Raw genomic sequence first — 23,247 nt, forward strand, 5'->3', positions numbered from 1 at the left:
TGAGGAAGTCACGATCATTCCATAAGCAAAGAAAACATATTCTATGTTTAATAAGATATTAATTGCAAATAGAGGCGAAATTGCTCTTCGAATTATTCGTACTTGCAAGGAAATGGGCATCAAAACAGTAGCAGTATACTCTACTGCTGACCAAAGTAGCTTGCACGTACGTTTTGCTGACGAGGCGGTATGCATTGGACCTCCTGCTGGTAAAGACTCTTACCTTAAAGTTCCTAACCTGATAGCTGCTGCCGAAATTACCAATGCAGACGCGATACACCCTGGCTATGGTTTTTTATCGGAGAATGCAGATTTCTCACGTATTTGTGCCGAGCACGACATCAAATTTATTGGTGCTTCTCCTGAAATGATTAACTCTATGGGAGACAAGGCTTCTGCCAAAGATACTATGAAAGCTGCTGGAGTCCCGGTTGTGCCAGGGTCTGATGGCTTACTAGAGTCGGCAGAGCAAGGTAAAAAACTAGCCGTAGAAATTGGTTATCCTGTAATCATAAAAGCGACTGCCGGTGGCGGTGGTCGTGGAATGCGAATTATCAACTCAGATGAGGAGTTTGAGAATGCCTGGAACAGTGCTACTGCAGAGGCAGAGGCTGCGTTTGGTAATGGTGGCATGTACATGGAGAAATTTGTGGTAGAACCACGCCATATTGAAATCCAGATTGCGGGTGATCAGTTTGGCAAAGCCTGTCACTTGTCCGAAAGAGATTGTTCTATTCAGCGTCGTCACCAAAAACTGGTAGAAGAAACCCCATCACCTATTATGACCCCAGAGTTGCGCGATGAAATGGGAATGGCAGCTGTTAGAGCTGCTGAGGCTATTAAGTACGAAGGTGTAGGTACGGTAGAGTTTCTGGTAGATAAGTATAATAAGTTCTACTTCATGGAAATGAATACACGTATTCAGGTAGAGCACCCTATTACAGAAGAAGTGACCGACTTTGACTTGATCAAAGAACAAATAAAAATCGCTGCTGGTATCGCCATTTCTGGACAAAACTACACGCCTAACCTTTATTCTATGGAGTGTCGTATTAATGCCGAAGATCCAGCTAAAGGTTTTAGACCCTCACCAGGTAAAATCACTAATTTACATATACCAGGTGGTCATGGAGTAAGAATAGATAGCCATATTTATGCTGGCTATGAAATACCTCCATTTTATGACTCTATGATTGCCAAGTTGATTGTAACGGCTCAAACGCGTGAAGAGACCCTGGTACGTATGAAAAGAGCCTTGCAGGAGTTTGTCATAGAAGGCATCAAAACTACTATCCCATTCCATATCAAATTAATGGACGATGAGAATTTTAAGGCTGGAAACTTTACTACTGCATTTTTAGATGATTTTGACTTTTCTGACTTGTAGAAAGTTTTCTGAAAGCTTTTTAAAAAATAATAAAAACCCCTTGTGATGAGCAAGGGGTTTTTTTGATGCTCAAAAAGCAATCATTATAAGGTTTTAATGCATCCCACTTTCCGCACGTGTGTTTTAAAAATCAATAATTAACAAGTATTTGAAAATCAGAAGCTTATCAGTATATTCTGTCTTAGGGAAAATACCTAAAATCGTTGAAAACCTATTTCTAGAACTAGGTGTAAAAATCCCTCAGAATATAATTCTTATTTCATTATCTTTGCAAATTTTTATATTGACAAAGCCCTGATTAAATTAAAAAAAATTCTAAAGTATACGTGCGGAAAGTCGGATGCATGTTTAATATACTTTAAGTTTGGCATTTTTTTGATTTATTACTACCTTGATTGAGGCTAAAAATGTGAAATAATATGGCAAACAACAACCTAACAGAAAAAAAGATATTAGATCAGATAAAAGATAATTTAAAAGGTTTTGATTCAAAATCAGAGGAAGAAACAGTCAAAAAACTGAAAGAACAGGTTGATTTTATGGAGTGTCAATGGTTCTTAGATGGGGAGGTAATAGTAGGTACTAATAAATTGAAGGAGAAGGGGTTAAATTACAATACTTGGAAAAAAAATAAAAAAGAGTTTGAGCAAGCACTTGAAAATAGTTTATCAAGTATTGAAGCTATAGAAATGCTACTAAAAGACGAAAATGCAGGTAAACCCACTACTGTAAGTGACGCTAAATGGAAGCTTTATGGGAAATACAGTAAATATATCAAAAAAAACAATCAAGGTTGTTGGCAAGCACAATGCATTTTACAAGGGGAATTCAAGGATGCAACAAAATTCTCAGAACCACAAACTGCAAGCTTAGATCCAAAGTTATTGTTACTGGTTGAATACTATATGCTTCAACGGTTCATTAAAGACTATAGCCGCTATTCTCGCAATGAACTATTCATTAATGAAGAAAACCAAAAAAAAATTAAAGATGCCTGTTTGGTGATTTTGGGTCTGAATACGGGAAGCCGTATTGCAGAGGATGCTTTAAGGTTAGGCTTTGAGCAGATAATATTATATGATAATGATGACGTGTTAAGTAATACTAAAACCTATAACTATACTTTAAGAGATACCCAGAAAACAAAAGCACTAGAGGCGCGTCTGAAAGCTATTAATAAAGAGGCAAAAATAGAAGTTAAAACAAGTATAGAGGAAATTAAGAGGGATATAAGCAAAAAAAAATGTATTGTGGTGAATGATTTGCCGAAAAGCGAAAAAGGTGAAATGAAAGTTTTTTGTGAAACAAACAACATTCCATCTGTTTACCCTTTTCATACTGGTAGTAATGGAGGTGGTGCTTTCATTGTAAGTAAAAATGAGCTTTGGGATGAAGTTTGGAGGGAAGAGGAAGAAGTAAATGCCATTAGTGTTAGAGTAGCAAGTGCACAAACTGTAAGCCTTTTATACCACTTAAGTATTAAAGACGACAAAAGCACTAATCCTGAAACTAGTGTTTATTATCATAGTTTAAACCATGATAAAAAAAATGATCAGTTAATGAGCTTAATCAAGAGCAATACTTGGTTATCACAGCATCAAGAAACTTTGCTACTAGAAAAGGATCAAAGAGGCGCTAATAATTGTTTGAAGCAGATAAGCTTACATATTAAAGAAGCTACGCCATTTGATATTAAGCATAAGAAAATTTTTGATAAAAAGATATTATTTGCAGGGGCAGGTGTGGGTAGTGTTATTGCTGAGGTAGTGGTAAGAATGGGATTCAATAACATTGTACTGTTAGATACCGATAGTGTAGACTTAAGTAATCTTAATCGGCAAAACTATACAATGAATGATGTTGGGAAATCTAAAGTTATTCAGCTTGAAAATAGACTTAAGTCAATCAACAATAAGGTTAAAATAAAAGGGCATAAGGTTTTTTTAAATGAGAAAAATGTACAAGAATACATAGATGATGATGTTGCCGTTGCAGTAAATGCATTAGATTATGACAATGGAGCCCCTTTTATATTTGATAAAGCTTGTTTGGAAAAAAATAAAGAAATCAAAATTATCCACCCAGGTAATTTTAGCTGGGGAGCTCAAGCCTTTGTAGTGTCAGATGAAAAGAGTAGGTTAGATAGTGTGATTAAAGAGGTAAATTTAAATAGTGTTGTACGTTTTTTACATACTGAAATTAAGAAGCAGTATCCTTATATTAACCTTAAATGGTTTACTGAAATACCTTCTAAGTTGATAGAGAACCCTCACTTGCCTTCACCACAAATGTCGGTAGGAGCTGGCTTAGTGGCAGCTCAAACAACCAAGATTATGATAGATATTTTGAATGGTGTAGAGCATATCAAGTCTTTTCCTGAGGTATATTTTGTAAATGCAAACTTTGATAGTAACAAATCCTGACTTTTAAAAAAAACATATATATATTTACTTTGTTCTGTTGAACAAATATATAAATAGAGAAATAAATATGCCGCGAATTAAACTATCAGACGACGATAATAAGTATTTTACTTCTTATTTTGATGAGGAGTTGAACATGTATGAACTTTTCTGGAGCAAGGAAAGTGAGGATATGGAAGATGAAGAATACAAAGTTTTGATGGAGACCCAAGTAAAGCAGATTTTAGATAATAACTACTCAACAGAAATCTTCTTACTTGACAACCGAGAGTTTTTATTCAGTATGTCTCCAGATTTACAAGAATGGCAGGCAAATGAGATTTTTGCTAAAATGGTGACAAAACAGGTAAAAATAGCTGTGCTGGTAAGTTCTGACTTTATTGCTCAACTGTCTATTGAACAAGCAATGGAAGAAGATGAAAATGCTGGACAGACTACTAAATATTTTGAAGAAGAGCAAGAAGCTAGAGAGTGGATTCTAGGATTATAAAAGGATTTAATTTAAACACTATTTTCATAACATTTCATTAGAAAGGCTCTGGTTTTATGAAAAACGATGTATCAAACAGTATTTATGCTCAGTTAGCTCAACAATTTCAGGCATTGTCAAAAAAAGAGGAAACTCCTACTGTTGAGGACATGAAAGAGTTCATGAACAGTTTTGAAAAAGCAGCTGATCAGGTCAAAATAGATCGTTGTTATGAACATTGTACTGTAGGCAAGCATAGCTTATTCTATAAACAGGCAGAGGTCTTTAATTTGCGTAAGGATAAAGATAAGGCAAAGATTACAGTTGGAGACAATACGCATATAAAAGGAGAATTGCTCATTTTTCAATACGGAGGTGAAATACACATTGGAGACAATACCTATATAGGCATGGGCACAAATATTACCAGTGGAGAAAGTATCAAAATAGGTAATAACGTGCTCATTGCCTATAATGTAAATGTGATTGACTCTAATGCTCATGAAACTGACTATTTAGAAAGAAGGGCTTCATTTAAAGGCCCGTTGCTTGATAACGAAGACTCAATTGCCCAAAAAAGTACCATCGAAACAGCTCCAATTGTAATTGAAGATGATGCTTGGATTAATTTTAATGCGATTGTTATGAAAGGGGTTACTATTGGGCGAGGTGCCATCATTGGAGCAGGAGCAATAGTAACAAAAGATGTTCCTCCTTTTTCAGTAGTATTGGGTGAACCAGCCAATGTGCATAGTTTTTTGCCAACAAAGGTTGATACTGAGTTTTTGAAGAGAGTGCGCCACAGCCTAGCTTTCATAGAAAAAAATAATCCTTCACTAAAGGGAACAACAATTACTAAACATCAACATAAAGAAAACTGTCATTTAATAAAGACTGAAAATACAACAAAAGAAAAAATAATTTTTTACCTACATGGAGGGGGGTATATTCAAGGGGGTATAGATGATTATTTAGGCGTTGTAAGTAGAATTGCTGATGTTAGTAAAACAGAGCTATTTTTTGTTGATTATCCCCTGGCTCCTGAGCATCCTTTTCCTGCCGGGTTGAATGATGTATTAAACACATATAAAATTGTCGCTCAAAAATATGCTGATCGCTCAATCATAATTATGGGTGACAGTGCTGGAGGAGGTTTAGCACTTGCTTTATTACAAAAGGTGAGGAGTGAACAATTACCGATGCCAAAAGCAGTAGTCTTATTATCGCCTTGGTTAGACCTAAATTGTAATAGCAAGGCTTACAAAACATTAAAAGAAAAGGATAAACTGCTAACACAAGATGCTTTATGGAAAGCAGCAGCAATGTATCTCCAAGGCGGAGGTAGCCCCAATAATCCGCTTGTTTCTCCTTTATTCGCAAATTTCAAAGGCTTTCCTCCTATGTTAATTCATGTGGGTACCCACGAATTGTTACTAAGTGAAAACAGACGACTAGCTAAAAAAGCGAGCGTTGATGGAGTAAATGTACACTTAGAAGAATGGGAAGGAATGCAGCATTTCTGGTACGGGTTCGAGCCAAAAGCACCACAAAGTGAGTCAGGCTTAACACAGATAAAAGATTTTATTGATCTTTATTGACTTAAATAAAAAACATGGCAAAAATCTCCCTTTCTAGTAATCAATATTTTGAGTCTTCGTTTGATCAAGAGCTTAAGCTGTATGAGTTGGTATGGCATAAGGCAAGCGAAGCTATGGAAGATGATGAGTATAAAACTTTGATGAATGCCGACCGTGACAATGTTTTACAAAAATGTGATAAACTAAACTATATAGTACTCAACATCAAGGAACGCATGGATACCATGTCGCCAGAACTGCAGGAATGGTCTACTGCTGCTATTTCTTCGCAGATTTTTTCTAAGTATAATGTATTAAAAATTGCAGTAATTGCCAGCAAAGACTTTTATACTCAAGTATCTATAGAGCAAGCCATTGAGGAAGATAACATAAATGAAGGAGTGGTGCGTTATTTTGAAGATGAACAACAAGCTACTGAGTGGATTTTAGGTTTATAACTTGTTACTTTATTAATTACCCCCCTTTTTCTTGAGCTGTATTTTTGTTGTATTCAGGCAAAACAATATTATACCTTTTCACTCACAACAGCGGTGTATTTATTGTAGATGGATAAACTTGAAACATTTTTGTTGATATTTGAATCATGGTTCATTCAACCAAAGATTCATTATTAAACGCTGTTTCTATGATTACATTTTACCCCGGACCCGCCAAGGTTTACCCACAAATAGGAAAATATACCCAACAAGCCGTTGAGCAAGGCATTTTATCGCAAAATCATCGTAGCCCTGCTTTTGTCGAGCTTTCAAGCCAAACTATCCGCTTACTTAAACAAAAACTAGCCATACCACTAGATTATTGGGTGTTTTATACTTCGTCGGCAACCGAATGTTGGGAAATCATTGCCCAGTCGTTGATACAAAAGCAAAGCTATCATGTATACAATGGGGCATTTGGCGAAAAGTGGGCACACTATACCAAAAAACTAGGGGTTAATACTACCCAGTATGCTTTTGATCCGACTACTCTTTTAGATATTAAACAACTTACCATACACCCAACTCATGAACTCATTGCTATTACTCACAACGAAACCTCCAATGCGACAGCTTTGTCTTCCTCGTTTCTGCATGACTTAAGGCAAAGTTTTCCAGAACAGCTCATTGCAGTAGATGCTACTTCATCGCTGGGAGGGGTACAGTTAGACATTGCTCAGGCAGATGTTTGGTATGCTTCAGTGCAAAAATGCCTGGGTTTGCCCGCCGGAATGGCAATTATGTTGTGTTCACCCAAAGCAATTGAACGTGCTTTGGCAATCAATGAACGAAATCATTACAATAGTTTGGCGTTTATGATAGAAAAAATGCAAGATTGGCAAACAACTTACACGCCCAATATCTTAAATATTTACTTGTTGAACCAAGTTTTGCAGCAAGTTCCCAGCATTGATAAAGTAGATAAAATAGTGAAGCAAAGAGCTCAGGCATACTATAGTTTTTTTGAAAAGTTAGAAGGTTTACAGTTGTTGAATGAAAATCCGGCAGTAAGATCAGCCACAGTAATTTCCCTAAAAGGTAGTTTAAATCGAATAGCCCATATTAAAAATCTGGCAAAGCAAAAAAACATTATTTTGGGCAATGGTTATGGCAAATGGAAAGATACCACTTTTAGAATAGCTAATTTTCCCGCAATTGAAGATTTTGAAATAGAACTATTGAAAGATTTCTTTAACGCAGCAATGAATTGATAATTACTTTAAATATTCTTTTATTACAACCCTGAGGTAAATATTTTAAAACATTATACCTTTGCGCCATTCAAATACAGCCACCTTGTGTGCGTGTTGCTTAATTGTATTTAAGTAATAAGTGTGCGGTGGTTTTTTTTATGGTGTCCTTAAATTGAAAGGAGGTAACAATGTTAAGTTTGAAAGAGATTTTATCAGTATCTTTAGTGCTTTTTTCTGTGATTGATATCTTAGGTTCAATACCTATTGTCATTGACCTTAGGAAAAAAGCCGGTGAAATTCAATCAGTGAAAGCCACTTTGGTGGCAGGGGTAATTATGTTCGTGTTTTTGTTTCTGGGTGAATCTATCCTTAGACTTTTCGGAATAGATGTTGCCTCCTTTGCCATTGCAGGTTCGTTTATTTTATTTGTGTTGGGGGTAGAGATGGTACTTGGAGTGCACTTGTTTAAATCTGCCAATGATCCTAAAAGTACCTCTATAGTGCCTTTGGCTTTTCCTATCATTGCTGGAGCTGGAACAATGACCACCATTGTGTCATTAAGAGCAGAATATGCTCAGTTGAGTGTGGTAGTGGGCATATTTGTAAACCTGATATTTGTTTTGATAGTTCTAAAATCATTAGGATGGATTGAACGAAAGCTAGGGCAAGCAGGAGCCGATGTATTAAGGCGGATATTTGGAGTGATTTTATTGGCAATAGCCGTCAAATTGTTCAAAACCAATGTTATGTTGCTTTAGTGTGCTATAAAGTAAAAATAAATTTATATATTTGATAGTCAGCTGCTTATAAAGTAGTTGGCTATTTTTTTGAGAAAAAAAAGAATACAGGGGGATAGATTCGTGCTGATGGATGTACATAAAAGCAAAGAGGGAGAAAAATAGAATGCAACTTATTGATAAACTAAAACAGGGGGATCAAGAATTATTACAAGCGATTTATCATCAGCATAAAAATCGTTTCGTAAATATTATGAAAGCCCGCTTTCCTGAATGTGATGTATTGGTAGTAGAAGATGCTTATTCAGAAGCCGTAGAAGTATTATTTAACAATATTAACCAAGGAAAGCTCACCCACATAGAGCAATCAATCGAATCATATATTTTTGCAATTGCAAGAAACAAACTATATCGGGACTCTAAAAAAGCCCAACAAAATCTCAGACTAAGTGTTGACTTGGAAGATAAGTCAGAACAGGATGTTTGGGAAACAGAGCGGCACCTTATGGCTAAGTGCTTAGAGCAACTGGGCGAGCGGTGTCAAAAATTATTAAAACTATTTTATTACAGCTATAAATCTCTTCAATCAATCACCACAGAAATGGGTTTTGGTGATACCCAAAATGCTTCAGCAGCAAAATATAAATGTTCGCAAAAATTGAAGAAAAGGATGCTAAATGAGATGAAAAACCAACGTCATTAAAAAGGAAAGTGACAAAATTTATGGATGGTACAATGAGAGATAATGAATCAAAGTTTGAGCTAATAGAAAAGTATTTTGATGGCAGACTAAGTGCTGCTGAGCGAAGTATTTTTGACCAGCTAATGGCCACAGACCAGGAATTTATCAGTGATGTAAACGATTATAGAAAGTTAACCGCATTTACCGACTTTCTGGATGAAGAAATCTTATTGAAAGGTTTGGATCTGAGCCTTACAAATAAAAAAACTAACTCAAACAAACATCAACTAGCCGCTAATGCACCCCTTAACCAAAAAGATCAACGCGCAACTGTTAAACCAATATTTTTTCCACGTAGAGTAAGCAACCGTTATGCTGCTGCTATAGCTTTACTTTTTGTAAGTTTGGTAGCCGTAAGTTTGATGTTTTCAAACATTGATTGGAACCAAGCCTCTAGCAGTAAAAATTCTAAGGTGCTTACTGTAGAGTATGAGCGAAAAGACAGCAAACCCACTAAAATACCTGAAAAGACAGCAAAGACTGTGACAGAGAAAAAGCCAAAGGCAACACAAGAAATGGCTTTTTTGGCTACCAATTTTGAAGTAAATGACACATTTGAAAAGCTTATTTTAGAGCAATCAAGTGTTTTAAAAAACCGCAGTGAAAACCAGTCTAAATTAAAGTTTGAAATTATTCAACCCCAAAAAACTCCATCAGTAGGCAATGAAATGCTCATTCAATGGAAATCGAATGATACTTCGGTTGAAAACATCACTGTAAAAGTATACAACAATAAAAACCAGATTATGAAAACATATAATTTCCCGAATAAATCTGGTAAAACAACACTCAATACCAAGTCATTGAAACAAGGTTTATATTACTGGCGAGTGATGAGTACTGAAACAGAAGAAGTTTTATTTATTGGCAAGTTTACCAAAAAACAGTAAATAATACTGATTAAAAATATTAGCCTACAAAAGGCAATAAAAATATAAAGAGCCAGTCAAATTAGCTCAAAAATAATAATTCCCTCAATATTTTTTGGTAAAAAGCACCTTGCAATGCAGGTGCTTTTTCTTTTCGATAGTATTACTATTCTATGCCCATAATTCGCTTGATAGTAAATTTATCATTGGTTTTAATTGCGGTTTGTAGAGCTGCTCTTTGACTAAAAGGAATGTCTTTGAAGTTACTAATAGGCTTACCGCTGGCGTCTAACTTGCGCACAGCCACCTTATAACGGGCATTTTTTATCCATCCAAACGGTAAAATCATTTGGCTGCCTCCTCCGGCTAAAAACTGAGGAGGAGATTTGGTGCTCAACTGTGGTCCGGCTAAACCTACACTAATGATGGTTCCCTTCGGTACTTGTATTTTTGCCTCCCAGGTAACAGTATTGCCCCAGGCAGTAATTAAAGCACTTTCTTTGATAGTTTTTTCTTTGCTTTTGATAGGCTTCAGTGTTACGAAAGAACCCCCCAGGGCAGCGACTCCCCCAAATACCCGATAAAATGTAGTAAAACCAGCGTTGGTACTACCAGTAACATATTGTTGATAATAAAACGTGTTTGCGGGTACTGGATAAATATTGACTTGAGCAATCAGCTTTTTTACTTCTGCTTTTACCTGATCTTTGGGCATAGGCTTCCAGCCTTTTTTCATGGCAGTCACTATAGGAGCTTTGTAGTCTTCAGAAGGTACCTGATCGTATCCAGAAACAATATTGGCAATGGAGTTTTGAGTGGTTGTAGGAGTTTTAACCGTTTTGCAACTCCAGAAGCTTGTTACCAGCAAGGTCAGGAGTAAAGAGCTAACCGAGTGTTTAGAGATAGTTTGCATAATCTAATGTCGATAATTTGTGAATGCATAAATATGTTCGTTAAATCCTTGGAATAAAAGCTTTTACATAAAAAAAACTCTCTTTTAGAAAATCCAAAAGAGAGTTTAACAATCATCAATCTTACAATAGTTTAGCCATTTACTATTTCCTGAGTAGTTTGAGGACTTCGTTGACCATGTATAATTTCTTCGAAGGCTTCTTTCAAATAAGGGTACTTGAGGGCAAAGCCTAATGCTTGCAAACGCCCTGGTACTACTTGACGGCTTTTTACAATTAGTTCGGTTTCAGTACCAATAAACCAAGCACCTATTTCGAGCATCCATTGGGTGGCAGGTAAACCAAAAGGAACGTTCATGACCTGCCTCAAAGTTTTCATAAACTTTTGATTGGGCTCAGGGTGGGGGCTCGACACGTTCAATACGCCTGTCACTTCTTTGTGTGCCATTAACCACTCTATTACCCTTACAAAATCGTATTCGTGTATCCAGCTAATGAATTGATTGCCTTTGCCTTGAGTACCACCCAAACCACGTTTTACCAAATTCATGAAAGGGGGTATTACTCCGCCTTCACGCCCCAATACCATGGCAATTCTTAGCATCAATTTACGAGTATGAGGTGTTTTCATTTTGTCAAAAGTAGCTTCCCATTTTTGGCATACATCTACCGAAAAACCACTACCAAATTCCCCGGTAGCTTCATCCATAGGGCGGTCTAGTGCATGGCGATAAATAGTAGCCGACCCGGCATTGATCCAAAGTGCAGGTGGGTGCTCACATTGGGCTATAGCTACCCCTATCACCTCAGTAGAGAACAAGCGTGAGTCGTAAATTTGTTGCTTGTTTTTCTCATTATAACGGCAGTTGACTGTTCTTCCTGCCATATTGATAACAGCATCTGCTCCCTCAAAAGTAGTTGCCCAACTGTCTAAAGTTTTGCCATCCCATTGTACATATTGAACACCATCTTTTTGGGTGCTTTTTTTTCTGGTCAATATAATCACCTCATCGCCTTGTGCCACAAAATGCTTGGCCATTACCTGACCTATAAATCCAGTACCACCTGGTATTATTATTTTTCTTTGCTTGTTCATGTTCTATATAAAGGTAGTGGGTAGTTGTATAACGGGATTTTTTTAATAGAAGTTTCAGAATTTTCTGAAAGTTTGATTTTATTGTTGCTTTTTATGCCTCCGAAAAATCAGAAAACCTAAATTTTGCATTCTCCTACTTGTTTTCTACCTTCAATTTTCTTGTGGAGCGTTTGCTCCAGTGCGGAACTATTACAAAATACACAATCATTATGTACGAGACTCTTAAACCTGTATTGGAAAAAGAACTGGCTGAAATAAAAGAAGCTGGTTTATATAAATCAGAACGTATTATTACCTCACAGCAAACCGCTGACATTACCACCGATGAAGCGGGTGAGGTGATTAACTTTTGTGCCAACAACTATTTGGGCTTGGCAAATCACCCACGAATAATCAAAGCAGCCCAAAATGCCTTAGAGAAATATGGCTTTGGAATGGCTTCGGTGCGTTTTATTTGTGGTACTCAAGATATTCACAAAGAGCTTGAACGTCGTATTTCTGAGTTTTTTGGCACCGAAGATACCATTTTATATGCCGCAGCTTTTGATGCCAACGGGGGAGTTTTTGAGCCTCTGTTCAATGCTGAAGACGCCATCATTTCTGACCAGTTAAACCATGCTTCTATCATTGACGGCGTAAGACTGTGCAAGGCTCAGCGTTTTCGTTACAAGCATAACGACATGGCAGACCTGGAAGAAAGGCTGAAAGAAAGCCAAAACTGTCGCCACCGTATCATTGTAACTGATGGAGTTTTTTCGATGGATGGCACTATAGCCCAAATGGATAAAATTTGTGACCTTGCCGACAAATACAAGGCGTTGGTAATGACGGACGAATGCCACTCTACCGGATTTATGGGTAAAACTGGGCGTGGTGTACCCGAACATTGTGGGGTGATGGACAGGGTAGACATTGTAACAGGTACTTTGGGCAAGGCTATGGGAGGTGCCTCTGGTGGTTTTACTACAGGTAAAAAAGAAATCATAGAAATGCTACGCCAGCGTTCACGTCCTTATTTGTTTTCTAATACGTTGGCGCCCGCCATTGTAGGGGCATCTATCGAGGTATTTAAAATGCTTTCAGAAACCACTGCTTTGCGCGATAAGCTGGAAGACAACACGACCTACTTCCGTGAAAAAATGACCGCTGCCGGGTTCGATATTAAGCCGGGTGTACATGCCATTGTACCTATTATGTTGTACGATGCACCACTTTCGCAAAAGTTTGCCGAAAAACTCCTCGCCAAGGGCATTTATGTCATTGGGTTTTACTACCCGGTAGTACCTAAGGGGCAAGCACGTATTCGAGTGCAAATTTCGGCAGTACACGAACGTCACCATCTTGACAAAGCCATTGAGTCATTTACCGAAGTAGGTAAAGAATTAGGAGTAATATAAATCATTTAAAATATACCTGTCGGTATCTCAGTGCTGGCAGGTATTTTATTGAAACACACATGCAAGACTTACTAAAAGACTATCCGTCGGTAATAGAACAAAAAATAGCCTGGGGCGATATGGACGCGGCACAACATATCAACAATACCGTATATTTTAGGTATTTTGAAAGTGGACGCATTGCTTATTTTGATGAGGTTGGTTTTTCTGATTTTGACCAAATAGGACCTATCCTTGCCGAAACCAGTTGTCGTTACCGCATCCCTTTGATACACCCTGATACTATCTCTATTGCTACCCGAATACAAACAGATAGCTTTTATGAGTTTGGTTTTGTCATGGAACATGTTGTAGTGAGTCACCAACACCAACAAATAGCTGCCAAGGGTACATCGCGCATTGTGAGTTATGATTACTCGAAACGAGAAAAAGCCCCTTTGCCACAGGTGCTCAAAGACAAAATGTTGGCGTATGAACGCAAATAATTAAAACCAATCAAGCCTAAAAAAATGACTTACCAAATTATAGCCCCCACTGCACCCAGAGTGCCTATTGTGATAAGTGTACCCCATTGCGGAGTAGCTTTTCCTGACGATATTAAGTCACAATATGTACCCGAACTGATTGCTCAACCCGACGATACTGATTGGTTTGTAGACCGTTTGTATGATTTTGCCCCAGCCTTGGGTATTACAGTGATTAAAGCGCACTATAGCCGTTGGGTAATAGATTTGAACCGTAACCCTGAGAGCAAACCTTTGTACAATGATGGCAGAGTAATTACAGCATTGACACCTACTACCAATTTCCTGGGTGAGTCATTGTATATAGGGGCAACTCCTGACCCTGCCGAAGTACAACGAAGACTAGAGGCCTATTACTTGCCTTACCACCAGAAGGTAAATGATTTGTTGGATGATTTGCAAAAAGATTTCCCCCATGTGTTATTATACGATGCACATTCTATAAGACAGGTAGTAAAAACCATTCATTCGAATCCTTTCCCTGATCTGTTGTTGGGAAGTAACGACGAGAAATCGGCACATGCAGCGTTAATTAAAATTGCGCTTGAAGGTTTGGCAGCAGGTGATTATTCGCTGGAGCACAATACTCTTTTTAAGGGGGGACACATCACTCGTTCGTTTGGACAACCATCGCGCAAGCGTCATGCACTACAGCTCGAACGCAGCAAGGTTTTGTACATGAACGATGCCGAAACTGAGTATGCTCCTGAGCGTGCCGAAAAGTTAAAAGCAATCTTAAAACCTATGTTTACCCAATTGATAACAGCATTGAAAAACTTGGATTAATATAAGTAAAGCTTTTGATAATCAATTGTTTAAATATTTATAAAGAATAAAGTAGTTGTAGATTACTAGAATTAAATACTGATCTTATAGTTGACTACTTGCAGCTTGTGCTGAATTAAAACTATATTTGCTCAAACTGTTTTAAAAGACCCAGGTACCATTATGGACTTTACGCTCTTTTTCGATGCATTAGACAAGACCCTTTTTGAAGGAATAGCAGGTACTGATACTTGGTATGAGCATGTGCAGGTCTATGATAAAAGACCAATAAAATGGGAGAAAAAGCATTTAGCAATTATTGGGGTAACCGAAGAACGGGGTACCAAAACCAATCAGGGAGTGGCAAAAGCCGCCAACGAAATTCGTAAACGCCTGTATCGCCTGAAGAAAGGCAAAGGGGCTTATCAGATTGTAGATTTAGGTAATTTACGTAGTGGGATGAGTCTCGAAGAAACCTACACTCGTTTGCGTCAATCTTGTGAGTTTTTACTCAATAAAAACGTGATCCCCATTGTATTAGGAGGGTCACACGACCTGACTTTGGGGCAGTTTTTAGCATACGAACAGGCAGGTAAAATTATCAATATGGTAAATGTAGATGCTTGCATAGACCTTGAGCAAACCCCCTTGCCAGATATGAGCACTTGCCATGTACATAAAATGCTTACTCACCAACCCGGTTATTTGTTTGCTTTTAGTCACTTAGGCTACCAAAGTTACCTTAACTCCCCTAAAACCCTCGAAACCCTCGAAAAACTCAATTTTGATGCGTACAGTGTAGGACAAATGCGGGACGACCTGAATGAAATAGAACCAGTGGTGCGCAACGCTGATATGTTGAGCTTTGACCTGACCGCCATCAAAATGAGTGATGCTGTAGGCAACCGAAATGCGCAAAACTTTGGGCTAACTGGAGAAGAAGCTTGTCAGATTTGTTGGTATGCGGGGTTAAGCGCACGCTTGAGCTCTATTGGTTTTTATGAGTACAACCCCGATGAAGATGTGCGCCATCAAACGGCTTCGTTGATTGCTACCATGATTTGGTATTTTGTAGAGGGGTATTATCACCGCACCGATGAGCTCAATTTTAATGGCAATGCCTTTATGAAATATGTAGTTTCGAGACTAAACAACTCCAGCAACATTATATTCTATAAACACAAGGTTACCCAAAAATGGTGGATGGAAGTGCCTTACCCTCAGACTGTTACTTCTAATAAAGAAAAAATGATTGTGCCCTGTAGTTATAAAGATTACCAAAAAGCCAGCCGTGGAGATATACCCGATCGTTGGCTGATGACTTATAATAAGTTGGGGTAGTTTTTTGGAACGATGAGTAATCAATGCTGGTATTGCTTTGTGGCTAAATGGCTTTTGTCAGGTTAGAGGCTGTCTAATAAATTTGAGGAGAATATTCTGTTAAAAGAGAATTATACCCTCCAGGTTTTAAAAAACCTGGAGGGTATAAAATTTATTAGGAATGGTGTAAAAATAAATTTCTATGGTTTAATAAAATATTTTGTTGCTAGACGAGGCAAAAAATCGGCTAATAGCAGCGCTATTCGGCTATTTTTTAACAAAGTATAGCCTCAAAAGATGAGGTTAAGAATGTAAATTTATTTTGGTACCATTCCTTAGGCTTGATGGGCGTGTAAAAAACTCAAATCGTTGAGTAAAAAACGGATTTCTAAAAGCCTTTGCTCTAAATGTTGGGCAACATTGACTAAACCTGGTTGTTGACAATGTTCAATGAGTACGTCAGCATTGAGCGCAAAAGCCTCGATACGGCTACGAACCGATTGTTCGAATAATGTAATGTCTAAAGCAATGGGTGCCTCTACACTTTGGGCAGCTGATACAAATGTTTTATATTGCATGCTAATAAATATTTATTGTTTATTAAAAGCCCTTGAGGGAAGTCTCCAAACTAATACCTCTTGGGCTATATTCTCACCCTGAGAATATGGTGTAAAGATAACAAAAAAACCATCAAAATCAAAGGTTTTTGAGTTTTAATATGTTGATATTCAGTGGCTTATATATTGCACTTGCTTGCATTACAACTACCTTAAAAATACTTCCTTATGCCCTCATTTCAATGCATTGATTACAATAAAATGCGGTATTGACTCCCCATACACTGGAGCTGTAGTGTGCCAATTTTCAGCCTTAAGTTTGCAATGGGCCAAGGACTAAAAGCTGTAGACTATTACTATATTTGCGCCAGCAAATTAATTTCTAATAGAACAATGACAAAACCCAATAAATTTATTGTAATAGAAGGGCTGGACGGTTCAGGTAAGTCAACCCAGCTTAAGCTCATCACGGCTCACTTGCAAAATGCAGGTATCAAGTACCAACACATTCATTTTCCGGTCATGAGCGAGGGTTACTATGGACAACTTACAGCTGAATTTTTACGTGGTGATTTGGGTGCCCTAAACCAGGTACACCCCAAAATAGCTGCTTTGATATTTGCGGGCAACCGGGTAGAGCATTTGGCGCAAATCAAGCAATGGCTTGCCGATGGGTACGTAGTCATTGCCGATCGTTATGTCAACTCTAACATTGCTTTTCAATGTGCTAAGTTTGACAACCAAACAGAAAAAGACACCCTCAAGAAGTGGATTCTAGAGTTTGAATATGAATTTAATTTGCTGCCTCGACCGGCTTCTTCTCTGTTTTTAGATGTGCCTTTTGCTTCGATTAAAAAATCGTTAACCAACCAACGCGAAGGCGACGATCGTGCCTATTTACAAGGTAAAAGCGATATTCACGAAGACTCACTCGATTTGCAAGAAAAAGTGCGCCAAGAGTACTTGCAGATGGTCAAAGAACAACCCGATTTTCATTTGGTCAAATGTTCAGACGAGGACGGAAATTATTTGCCCCCGGAGCAAATTCATGCCGAGATAAAAGCAAGGTTTGATCAATTGAGCGAAGGATAAATGATTACCTTAGAAAGAACTCATTCGGACAACGAAGATTTTATAGAGCTCATCAAACACCTGGATGCTTATCTGAAGGTGCAAGATGGAGAAGATCATGATTTTTATGCCCAATACAACAAGGTAGACGCTATACGCTGGGTGCTAGTGGCTTATAGCAATGGAGTAGCGGCAGGCTGTGGGGCTATCAAACCTTACAATGAGCAAACCATAGAACTCAAACGCATGTTTGTGCACCCCGATCATCGAGGTAAGGGTATTGCCCAGACAATGCTGCAACATTTGGAACAGTGGGCTGCAGAAGAGGGGTTTACCACTTGTGTATTGGAAACTGGAGTAAAGCAAGTAGAGGCGATTAGGTTATATACCAAGGCGGGTTATGAACTGATGGATAACTACGGGCAATATGCTGGGTTAGCCACAAGTGTATGTATGAAGAAAGCGTTGAAGTAGGCGAGTGTAGTTGAGCGATATACTCAGTGATTGTAATGAAAATAAAAAACAAGCGACCTTATCTTGTGATAAGATCGCTTGTGAGTTTAATACTGCCCAGTAGACAACATGACCAGCGTACAGGCAAACACAGGCTCTATGCCATTGTCTTTGGCAAGCTGCGCCAACTCCATGTTTTCGGTACCAGGATTAAAAATCAAGCGTTTGGGCTTGGTTTTCAATATATAGTCGTACCATTCGCTTTGGTGGCGAGCCCCAATATATAGCGTAATGGTATCTATATTGCTGATTACCTTTTTGTCATTGATGATGTCTTTGCCAAATACTTGTCCCTTTTTTATACCCACCGGAAAAATCTCGTGACCATGTCCAGCGAGGCGGTCTGCCGCCAAAAAAGCATAACGTGAGGGGTTGGTGGTTGCTCCTAGAATCAGTGTGTTTTTCATTGGTTGATTTACTTTTTTTTAGTTATTCTGAGGGAGGTGTTTGTGCTGTTTTTTCCTCTTCCTTTTGTTCATTCAGCACCTTTACATCGTCTTGTACTTGCTTGGCTATATGCCAAAAATTTTCCTCAGTAATTTTAGCCAACTTTTCTTTTTGTTCTTCTGTAATTTGTAGTGTACTCATAATTTAGGGTATTTTAACTATACAAACATTTATTGTATAACCAATGTTCTGAAGGATAAGGGAGCAATTAAAAAATAGTATACCTGTTCTTTGCAAGCTATTTTATTCTGAGACGCGGCACTTTTTAAAGTCATAGCAGAGCTACGGCTGCAAAAAGTAACAAAGTCTCGGGGCAAAAGAGCAGCTACAAAATGGGTAAGTTATTTCTTGTTTGCTCCCTAAACAAGCCTGCCAAACCAGTCTTATCGAGCACTTAGAGTACTATTTTTATTTAAAAAAATCAAATAAACTTCAATAACCCTACTTATTTGTCTGATAACCAGTTTTTTATATTTTTGCATACAAGGAGTAATTTGGATAAAAAACAGTTAACAGTGCCGGATATTTTTGAAAACACTTGGGGGAGTTAACAGATTCTGGCGAATGTTGATTAACTTTATAATAACAATTGACATCAAGTTTATAGCAAACAGGCAGGCAATTTTGCTAAGAGCTTGTTTGGACTTTCGTTTTTGAGAGTAGTTGTGATGAATTTGCTAGTAGTATGCGTTAGATTTTGAGTGAATAGCAGCGCTATTGACGAAAAATATAACAAAGTACTGCTAGTCAAAGTCGCACTAGGACGCCAAAGAATGAACTCCAAACAAGCTCTAAAAGCTGACCTGCCCTCATTCAAAACAAGAATAAATGCTTTTTAAAATATACAGTTCTTCGGCAGGTTCGGGCAAAACCTACACGCTTACCAGAGAGTACCTGAAACTTGCCTTGCAAGGAGACCAACCTCACTACTTCAAATACATTTTGGCCATCACATTTACCAATGATGCTGCCAATGAAATGAAGGCACGTATTGTCAATGCTTTGCAAGGGTTTGCCCAACCCGATACACTAGACGATAAAGCCCGAAAAGGGAGCGATCAGTTGTTGTTTGGCATAGCCGAAGAGCTAGAGGTAGCGCCTGACAAACTCAGAATAAGAGCGCAAAAAGTATTTGTCAAAATTATTTATAACTACAGCGACTTTGCCGTAAGTACCATCGACCGATTTGTCAATAAAATTACCACGGCTTTTACCCAAGAACTAGACATTCCTTATAACTATGATGTAGACCTGGACACCGATAAATTATTAGAAACTGCTATAGACCGGGTGTTGGCAAAGGTAGGGCGAGAAACCAAAGAAAACCTGTCGAACATACTGGTAGATTGGGCAGAAAAGAAGGCAGAAGAAGGTAAAAACTGGGGACAAATTGCGCCCGAACTTGCTGACTTTTCTAAAGATTTGATGAATGAAAGATCTTATAACTACCTCAACCAGTTGAAACAATTGACTGTAGATGACTTTCAAGTTATCAAAGAAGAACTCTTTAATTATAAGAAAAACCTTAAGAGTCAAATTGTAACCATTGCCGAACAAGGCCTGAGCCTAATGCAAGCGCAAGGGGTGGGAGTCAATGATTTTTTTCAGAAAGCCAAAGGGGTAGGGGGCTACTTTCAAAAACTGGCTCAAGGCAAAGACCTGGAAAAACCTGCCAACAGTTATGTAATGCAAGCATTGAATAATAATAAGTGGTATTCGGGCAAGGCGAACCCTGGTATAGACGCCATTGCCCCCTCGCTTGCCCAAGACATTGCCCACTTACGAAACCTGAAAAGCATTTACCTGTTGGTATCGTTGATTACCCCACACATTTACAAAATGGCGTTGATCCACGAGGTAGAAAGTGAACTGGAAGAATTAAAAACAGAAAATAACTCGATTCACATTTCGGACACCAACAAAAAAATAGCCGAGATTATCTCTAACGAACCCGTACCTTTTATTTACGAAAGGGTAGGGGAGAAGTACAACCATATTCTGATAGATGAGTTTCAGGACACCTCAGTGCTGCAATGGCAAAACCTATTGCCACTGGTAGAAAACAACCTTGCCGAGCACAATTTTAACCTGATAGTAGGCGATGCTAAGCAAGCGATTTACCGCTGGCGAGGTGGCGAAATGGAGCAGTTGGTTCATTTATATAAAAACAATATTGGGGCATTGCTTCAGCCCTCGTTGATGCAAGAAAACACCTTTAACTTGCTGCGCGACCGTTATGCTACTTTGCACCAAAACCATCTGGCAGCCCAGTTGAAACACAACTACCGCAGTACTCGTGAGGTGATAGAGTTTAACAACAGTTTCTTTCGAGATTTGGTAGACATTTACCGTCACGAGTTTCCATTGCTTGATCAAATATACGATGAGGATTTTGAACAGGCGATTCCCGAACAAAACACCAAAACCGGAGGACACGTAGAAATACAATTTGTAAACAAAGACACCTACCATACCGATACCCTTGAGTATATTTTGGTCACCATTTCTACGGCGCTCAACCAGGGTTTTGCCAAAAAAGACATTGCCGTGCTCACCCGTAGTAATGGCAGTGGGCAGGAAATAGCTGTTTTTCTGAAAAGTAAAGGCTTTCCGGTGATTTCTCAAACCTCTTTGTTGCTTGCCAGTGACGACAAGGTACACTTTATCATTGCTTTTCTTAAGCTAATCAAAAACCCGCACGACCGCTTGTTAAAGTCTGAGGTATTGTATTTATTTTATCGGGTGATCAAGCGTATTACCCCTGATGATATGATAAATAATGTAATTAAAAGCTTGATTACAAAACCTATAGCCGAGTTTTTTGAACACATCCAAGGCGAGGGGTATGACATTAGCCAAGGAATGTTACAGCAATTGGGAGTCTACGAATTGGTAGAGAAACTGATAGAAATATTTGGATTATTTGAGCACCAAAACCGCCTAGAGTATTTGTTTCGTTTTCTTGACTTGGTGATTGAGTTTAACTTGCAAAAAAATACAACTTTGACCGATTTTCTGGAGTATTGGGAAGATAAAAAAGACGTAGTAAGTGTCAATACCCCCAAAGATCAAGATGCTATTACCATTACTACCATCCATAAATCCAAAGGGTTGGAGTATTCGGTGGTTATTTTGCCATTTGCCGAATGGGAGTACACCCCCAAACGTAACTCTACTATGTGGATAAACCTACCCCGTGAGGAGTTTACTTTTAAGCATTCTAGCAATTATTTAAGCACTTCTATAGTGCAAGTAAGCAGCAAGTTGGCTGATACGTTGGTGGCCGACCAATACCACAATGAAATAGAAAAAACATTTATAGAAAATGTAAACTTATTGTATGTAGCTTTTACCCGTGCTGTAGATCGTTTGTATATTTTTACCCGCCTTGAAAACTTTGCTTCTAAAAAGCCCCCAAAAAGAGTAAGTACCTTGATGCATCAATACTTGCTCAACCGACAGTTTTGGGAAGAAGGCAATGCTACTTATCCTATAGAAATGGGTGAGCCCAAAGCGCAGGGTGAGGCAACAGAAGAGGACGAAGACAAGTATTTTTATATAGATGAGCTCATCTCTACCGATATTCATAAAAGAGTAAAAAACACTGCCAAATGGAAGCGGTCGTTGACTGAAGAAGGTACAGAACAACCTGCCGAAGAAACCTCCGAGCAAGTATAAACTACACAGGTATTGGCTACAGCCAAAAAGCTCAGCGATTAACCAACCGTTGAGCTTTTTGGTGATATGTAGCTTAATCTTATTGTCCTAACAATATATCGGCAAGTAATTGTGCCAAAATATAATCGGCAAACAAAATAGCAATGGTACTACTGGTCACCGCATTGGTGCTTGATTGCCCTACCTCTAATGCTCCCCCGGTGGTAAAAAAGCCCTTGAAGGCTGATATAGAAGATATGAGGTAAGCAAATACAAAGGATTTGATAATAGCAAAGTAGATACCCCCTGGGTTAAAATCCCAACGGATGCCATAAATGTACTGCGATTCAGTAAGAGCGCCAGTGATTGTGCCTGATATAAAACCACCCATAATAGACAAAAACCCGGCGATGACGCATAACATTGGAATGGTGATTAAAGCTGCCGTAATTTTGGGTAGTACCAGGTAAGAGGCAGCGTTGATACCCATCACGTCTATAGCATCTACTTGTTCGGTAATACGCATAGTGCCGAGCCCACCAGCAATGTTTGAGCCCACTTTACCTGCCAGCACAATACAAGTAATGGTAGGGGCAAACTCTAGTATTGCCATATCGCGTACAATGGTACCTATTACATACAAAGGTATGGCAGGACTCACCAGGTTATAAGCGGTTTGTACTGCGGCTACTGCTCCTATAAAAGTAGCCGTAATAGCTACAATAAATACGGAGTCTATGCCTATACGCATACATTCATCTATGGTCAGGCGCACATATACTTTAAAACGTTCGCGGTTGTAAAATAAGCTTGCAATAAAAATACAGTATTTGCCTAAAGTCTGCATATTGTTTTAATGATCAATTCTGTTCTGAGATTTTAAAAGTACATATTTTATCATCGACTTATGAACAATTTGCCTGATAAAATATGTTTGCCTTGTATATTTGAGTTTTGATACAAGCGATTTCTGTAAACGAAGTTATGATGAAATTTGTTAAAACCATAAGGGCTAATGTAACTTTACCCAATACGCAAAAAATAAAGATTTGTAAACAATCACTAATTTCAAAGGTTAAAATTCTTTTGCCCGGT

General features: G+C 38.3%; 22 protein-coding genes. 16 read left to right on the forward strand and 6 right to left on the reverse strand.

What is annotated here, in order from left to right:
* The first annotated feature begins 43 nt into the window (after positions 1–43).
* The 9 genes from accC (at position 44) to Q0954_RS15565 (ending at position 9,915) form a co-directional block, all read left to right on the forward strand.
* Positions 44–1,387 carry an acetyl-CoA carboxylase biotin carboxylase subunit gene (accC, locus tag Q0954_RS15525; RefSeq protein WP_299458390.1) on the forward strand — a complete coding sequence of 448 codons (1,344 nt, stop codon included), beginning with the start codon at positions 44–46 and terminating at the stop codon, positions 1,385–1,387.
* Positions 1,388–1,806: 419 nt separating this feature from the next.
* Complete coding sequence (locus Q0954_RS15530) at positions 1,807–3,810, forward strand: ThiF family adenylyltransferase (RefSeq protein ID WP_299458392.1); 2,004 nt, start codon at positions 1,807–1,809, stop codon at positions 3,808–3,810.
* A gap of 67 nt (positions 3,811–3,877) precedes the next feature.
* A complete protein-coding gene (locus tag Q0954_RS15535) occupies positions 3,878–4,300 on the forward strand; it encodes an STAS/SEC14 domain-containing protein (RefSeq protein WP_299458394.1) in 423 nt (140 codons plus the stop codon).
* Positions 4,301–4,356: 56 nt separating this feature from the next.
* On the forward strand, positions 4,357–5,877 hold the full coding sequence (locus tag Q0954_RS15540; RefSeq protein WP_299458396.1) for an alpha/beta hydrolase fold domain-containing protein: 1,521 nt from the start codon (positions 4,357–4,359) through the stop codon (positions 5,875–5,877).
* Positions 5,878–5,891: 14 nt separating this feature from the next.
* The gene (locus tag Q0954_RS15545) at positions 5,892–6,314 is read left to right on the forward strand and encodes a hypothetical protein (protein WP_299458398.1); all 423 of its coding nucleotides are present in this window, start codon (positions 5,892–5,894) and stop codon (positions 6,312–6,314) included.
* A gap of 188 nt (positions 6,315–6,502) precedes the next feature.
* The gene (locus Q0954_RS15550) at positions 6,503–7,564 is read left to right on the forward strand and encodes an aminotransferase class V-fold PLP-dependent enzyme (protein WP_299458401.1); all 1,062 of its coding nucleotides are present in this window, start codon (positions 6,503–6,505) and stop codon (positions 7,562–7,564) included.
* Between the two features lie 170 nt (positions 7,565–7,734).
* Positions 7,735–8,304: a MarC family protein gene (locus Q0954_RS15555; RefSeq protein WP_299458403.1), complete on the forward strand. Its 570-nt coding sequence runs from the start codon at positions 7,735–7,737 to the stop codon at positions 8,302–8,304.
* A 145-nt stretch (positions 8,305–8,449) separates the two neighbouring features.
* Positions 8,450–8,986, forward strand: a complete 537-nt coding sequence (locus Q0954_RS15560; protein ID WP_299458404.1) for a sigma-70 family RNA polymerase sigma factor — start codon at positions 8,450–8,452, stop codon at positions 8,984–8,986.
* A 32-nt stretch (positions 8,987–9,018) separates the two neighbouring features.
* Complete coding sequence (locus Q0954_RS15565; RefSeq protein ID WP_299458406.1) at positions 9,019–9,915, forward strand: hypothetical protein; 897 nt, start codon at positions 9,019–9,021, stop codon at positions 9,913–9,915.
* 145 nt (positions 9,916–10,060) lie between these two features.
* Here the strand turns inward: Q0954_RS15565 and Q0954_RS15570 are convergent, their stop codons facing one another.
* Both Q0954_RS15570 and Q0954_RS15575 read right to left on the reverse strand, forming a co-directional pair.
* A complete protein-coding gene (locus Q0954_RS15570; RefSeq protein WP_299458408.1) occupies positions 10,061–10,807 on the reverse strand; it encodes a hypothetical protein in 747 nt (248 codons plus the stop codon).
* A 131-nt stretch (positions 10,808–10,938) separates the two neighbouring features.
* Positions 10,939–11,901, reverse strand: a complete 963-nt coding sequence (locus tag Q0954_RS15575; RefSeq protein WP_299458409.1) for a TIGR01777 family oxidoreductase — start codon at positions 11,899–11,901, stop codon at positions 10,939–10,941.
* A 209-nt stretch (positions 11,902–12,110) separates the two neighbouring features.
* Here Q0954_RS15575 and kbl point away from each other — a divergent pair, with 209 nt between their 5' ends.
* The 4 genes from kbl (at position 12,111) to Q0954_RS15595 (ending at position 15,928) form a co-directional block, all read left to right on the forward strand.
* On the forward strand, positions 12,111–13,298 hold the full coding sequence (gene kbl / locus Q0954_RS15580; RefSeq protein ID WP_299458410.1) for a glycine C-acetyltransferase: 1,188 nt from the start codon (positions 12,111–12,113) through the stop codon (positions 13,296–13,298).
* Positions 13,299–13,357: 59 nt separating this feature from the next.
* Positions 13,358–13,783, forward strand: a complete 426-nt coding sequence (locus Q0954_RS15585; RefSeq protein WP_299458411.1) for a thioesterase family protein — start codon at positions 13,358–13,360, stop codon at positions 13,781–13,783.
* A gap of 24 nt (positions 13,784–13,807) precedes the next feature.
* Positions 13,808–14,608: an N-formylglutamate amidohydrolase gene (locus Q0954_RS15590; protein WP_299458412.1), complete on the forward strand. Its 801-nt coding sequence runs from the start codon at positions 13,808–13,810 to the stop codon at positions 14,606–14,608.
* Positions 14,609–14,770: 162 nt separating this feature from the next.
* On the forward strand, positions 14,771–15,928 hold the full coding sequence (locus Q0954_RS15595; RefSeq protein WP_299458413.1) for a formimidoylglutamase: 1,158 nt from the start codon (positions 14,771–14,773) through the stop codon (positions 15,926–15,928).
* A gap of 314 nt (positions 15,929–16,242) precedes the next feature.
* On the opposite strand, the gene Q0954_RS15600 is transcribed toward Q0954_RS15595, so the two are convergent.
* Complete coding sequence (locus Q0954_RS15600) at positions 16,243–16,485, reverse strand: hypothetical protein (RefSeq protein ID WP_299458414.1); 243 nt, start codon at positions 16,483–16,485, stop codon at positions 16,243–16,245.
* A 372-nt stretch (positions 16,486–16,857) separates the two neighbouring features.
* Between Q0954_RS15600 and tmk the strand changes: the two genes are divergently transcribed.
* A complete protein-coding gene (tmk, locus tag Q0954_RS15605) occupies positions 16,858–17,556 on the forward strand; it encodes a dTMP kinase (protein WP_299458416.1) in 699 nt (232 codons plus the stop codon).
* Entirely contained in the window at positions 17,557–18,009 is a 453-nt protein-coding gene (locus tag Q0954_RS15610) for a GNAT family N-acetyltransferase (protein ID WP_299458418.1), read from the forward strand. It abuts the gene before it with no gap.
* An 86-nt stretch (positions 18,010–18,095) separates the two neighbouring features.
* Here the strand turns inward: Q0954_RS15610 and Q0954_RS15615 are convergent, their stop codons facing one another.
* A complete protein-coding gene (locus Q0954_RS15615; RefSeq protein WP_299458420.1) occupies positions 18,096–18,455 on the reverse strand; it encodes a CoA-binding protein in 360 nt (119 codons plus the stop codon).
* Between the two features lie 22 nt (positions 18,456–18,477).
* A complete protein-coding gene (locus Q0954_RS15620) occupies positions 18,478–18,636 on the reverse strand; it encodes a hypothetical protein (RefSeq protein ID WP_299458421.1) in 159 nt (52 codons plus the stop codon).
* A 687-nt stretch (positions 18,637–19,323) separates the two neighbouring features.
* On the opposite strand from Q0954_RS15620, the gene Q0954_RS15625 reads away from it, so the two are divergent.
* The gene (locus Q0954_RS15625; RefSeq protein ID WP_299458423.1) at positions 19,324–22,173 is read left to right on the forward strand and encodes an exodeoxyribonuclease V subunit beta; all 2,850 of its coding nucleotides are present in this window, start codon (positions 19,324–19,326) and stop codon (positions 22,171–22,173) included.
* 79 nt (positions 22,174–22,252) lie between these two features.
* On the opposite strand, the gene Q0954_RS15630 is transcribed toward Q0954_RS15625, so the two are convergent.
* Complete coding sequence (locus Q0954_RS15630; RefSeq protein ID WP_299458425.1) at positions 22,253–22,999, reverse strand: ABC transporter permease; 747 nt, start codon at positions 22,997–22,999, stop codon at positions 22,253–22,255.
* Positions 23,000–23,247 lie beyond the last annotated feature (248 nt).

The organism is uncultured Microscilla sp. (assembly GCF_947493425.1).
GTDB lineage: Bacteria > Bacteroidota > Bacteroidia > Cytophagales > Microscillaceae > Microscilla.

What these genes read in the sequence shown, in the direction of transcription:
- Q0954_RS15610 (WP_299458418.1), top strand. Translation starts at nt 17,557, where the DNA reads ATGATTACCTTAGAAAGAACTCATTCGGACAACGAAGATTTTATAGAG.
- accC (WP_299458390.1), top strand. Translation starts at nt 44, where the DNA reads ATGTTTAATAAGATATTAATTGCAAATAGAGGCGAAATTGCTCTTCGA.
- Q0954_RS15625 (WP_299458423.1), top strand. Translation starts at nt 19,324, where the DNA reads ATGCTTTTTAAAATATACAGTTCTTCGGCAGGTTCGGGCAAAACCTAC.
- Q0954_RS15600 (WP_299458414.1), bottom strand. Translation starts at nt 16,485, where the DNA reads ATGCAATATAAAACATTTGTATCAGCTGCCCAAAGTGTAGAGGCACCC.
- Q0954_RS15620 (WP_299458421.1), bottom strand. Translation starts at nt 18,636, where the DNA reads ATGAGTACACTACAAATTACAGAAGAACAAAAAGAAAAGTTGGCTAAA.
- Q0954_RS15540 (WP_299458396.1), top strand. Translation starts at nt 4,357, where the DNA reads ATGAAAAACGATGTATCAAACAGTATTTATGCTCAGTTAGCTCAACAA.
- Q0954_RS15555 (WP_299458403.1), top strand. Translation starts at nt 7,735, where the DNA reads ATGTTAAGTTTGAAAGAGATTTTATCAGTATCTTTAGTGCTTTTTTCT.
- Q0954_RS15585 (WP_299458411.1), top strand. Translation starts at nt 13,358, where the DNA reads ATGCAAGACTTACTAAAAGACTATCCGTCGGTAATAGAACAAAAAATA.
- Q0954_RS15550 (WP_299458401.1), top strand. Translation starts at nt 6,503, where the DNA reads ATGATTACATTTTACCCCGGACCCGCCAAGGTTTACCCACAAATAGGA.
- Q0954_RS15565 (WP_299458406.1), top strand. Translation starts at nt 9,019, where the DNA reads ATGAGAGATAATGAATCAAAGTTTGAGCTAATAGAAAAGTATTTTGAT.
- Q0954_RS15575 (WP_299458409.1), bottom strand. Translation starts at nt 11,901, where the DNA reads ATGAACAAGCAAAGAAAAATAATAATACCAGGTGGTACTGGATTTATA.
- Q0954_RS15590 (WP_299458412.1), top strand. Translation starts at nt 13,808, where the DNA reads ATGACTTACCAAATTATAGCCCCCACTGCACCCAGAGTGCCTATTGTG.
- tmk (WP_299458416.1), top strand. Translation starts at nt 16,858, where the DNA reads ATGACAAAACCCAATAAATTTATTGTAATAGAAGGGCTGGACGGTTCA.
- Q0954_RS15535 (WP_299458394.1), top strand. Translation starts at nt 3,878, where the DNA reads ATGCCGCGAATTAAACTATCAGACGACGATAATAAGTATTTTACTTCT.
- Q0954_RS15630 (WP_299458425.1), bottom strand. Translation starts at nt 22,999, where the DNA reads ATGCAGACTTTAGGCAAATACTGTATTTTTATTGCAAGCTTATTTTAC.
- Q0954_RS15530 (WP_299458392.1), top strand. Translation starts at nt 1,807, where the DNA reads ATGGCAAACAACAACCTAACAGAAAAAAAGATATTAGATCAGATAAAA.
- Q0954_RS15595 (WP_299458413.1), top strand. Translation starts at nt 14,771, where the DNA reads ATGGACTTTACGCTCTTTTTCGATGCATTAGACAAGACCCTTTTTGAA.
- Q0954_RS15615 (WP_299458420.1), bottom strand. Translation starts at nt 18,455, where the DNA reads ATGAAAAACACACTGATTCTAGGAGCAACCACCAACCCCTCACGTTAT.
- Q0954_RS15570 (WP_299458408.1), bottom strand. Translation starts at nt 10,807, where the DNA reads ATGCAAACTATCTCTAAACACTCGGTTAGCTCTTTACTCCTGACCTTG.
- kbl (WP_299458410.1), top strand. Translation starts at nt 12,111, where the DNA reads ATGTACGAGACTCTTAAACCTGTATTGGAAAAAGAACTGGCTGAAATA.
- Q0954_RS15545 (WP_299458398.1), top strand. Translation starts at nt 5,892, where the DNA reads ATGGCAAAAATCTCCCTTTCTAGTAATCAATATTTTGAGTCTTCGTTT.
- Q0954_RS15560 (WP_299458404.1), top strand. Translation starts at nt 8,450, where the DNA reads ATGCAACTTATTGATAAACTAAAACAGGGGGATCAAGAATTATTACAA.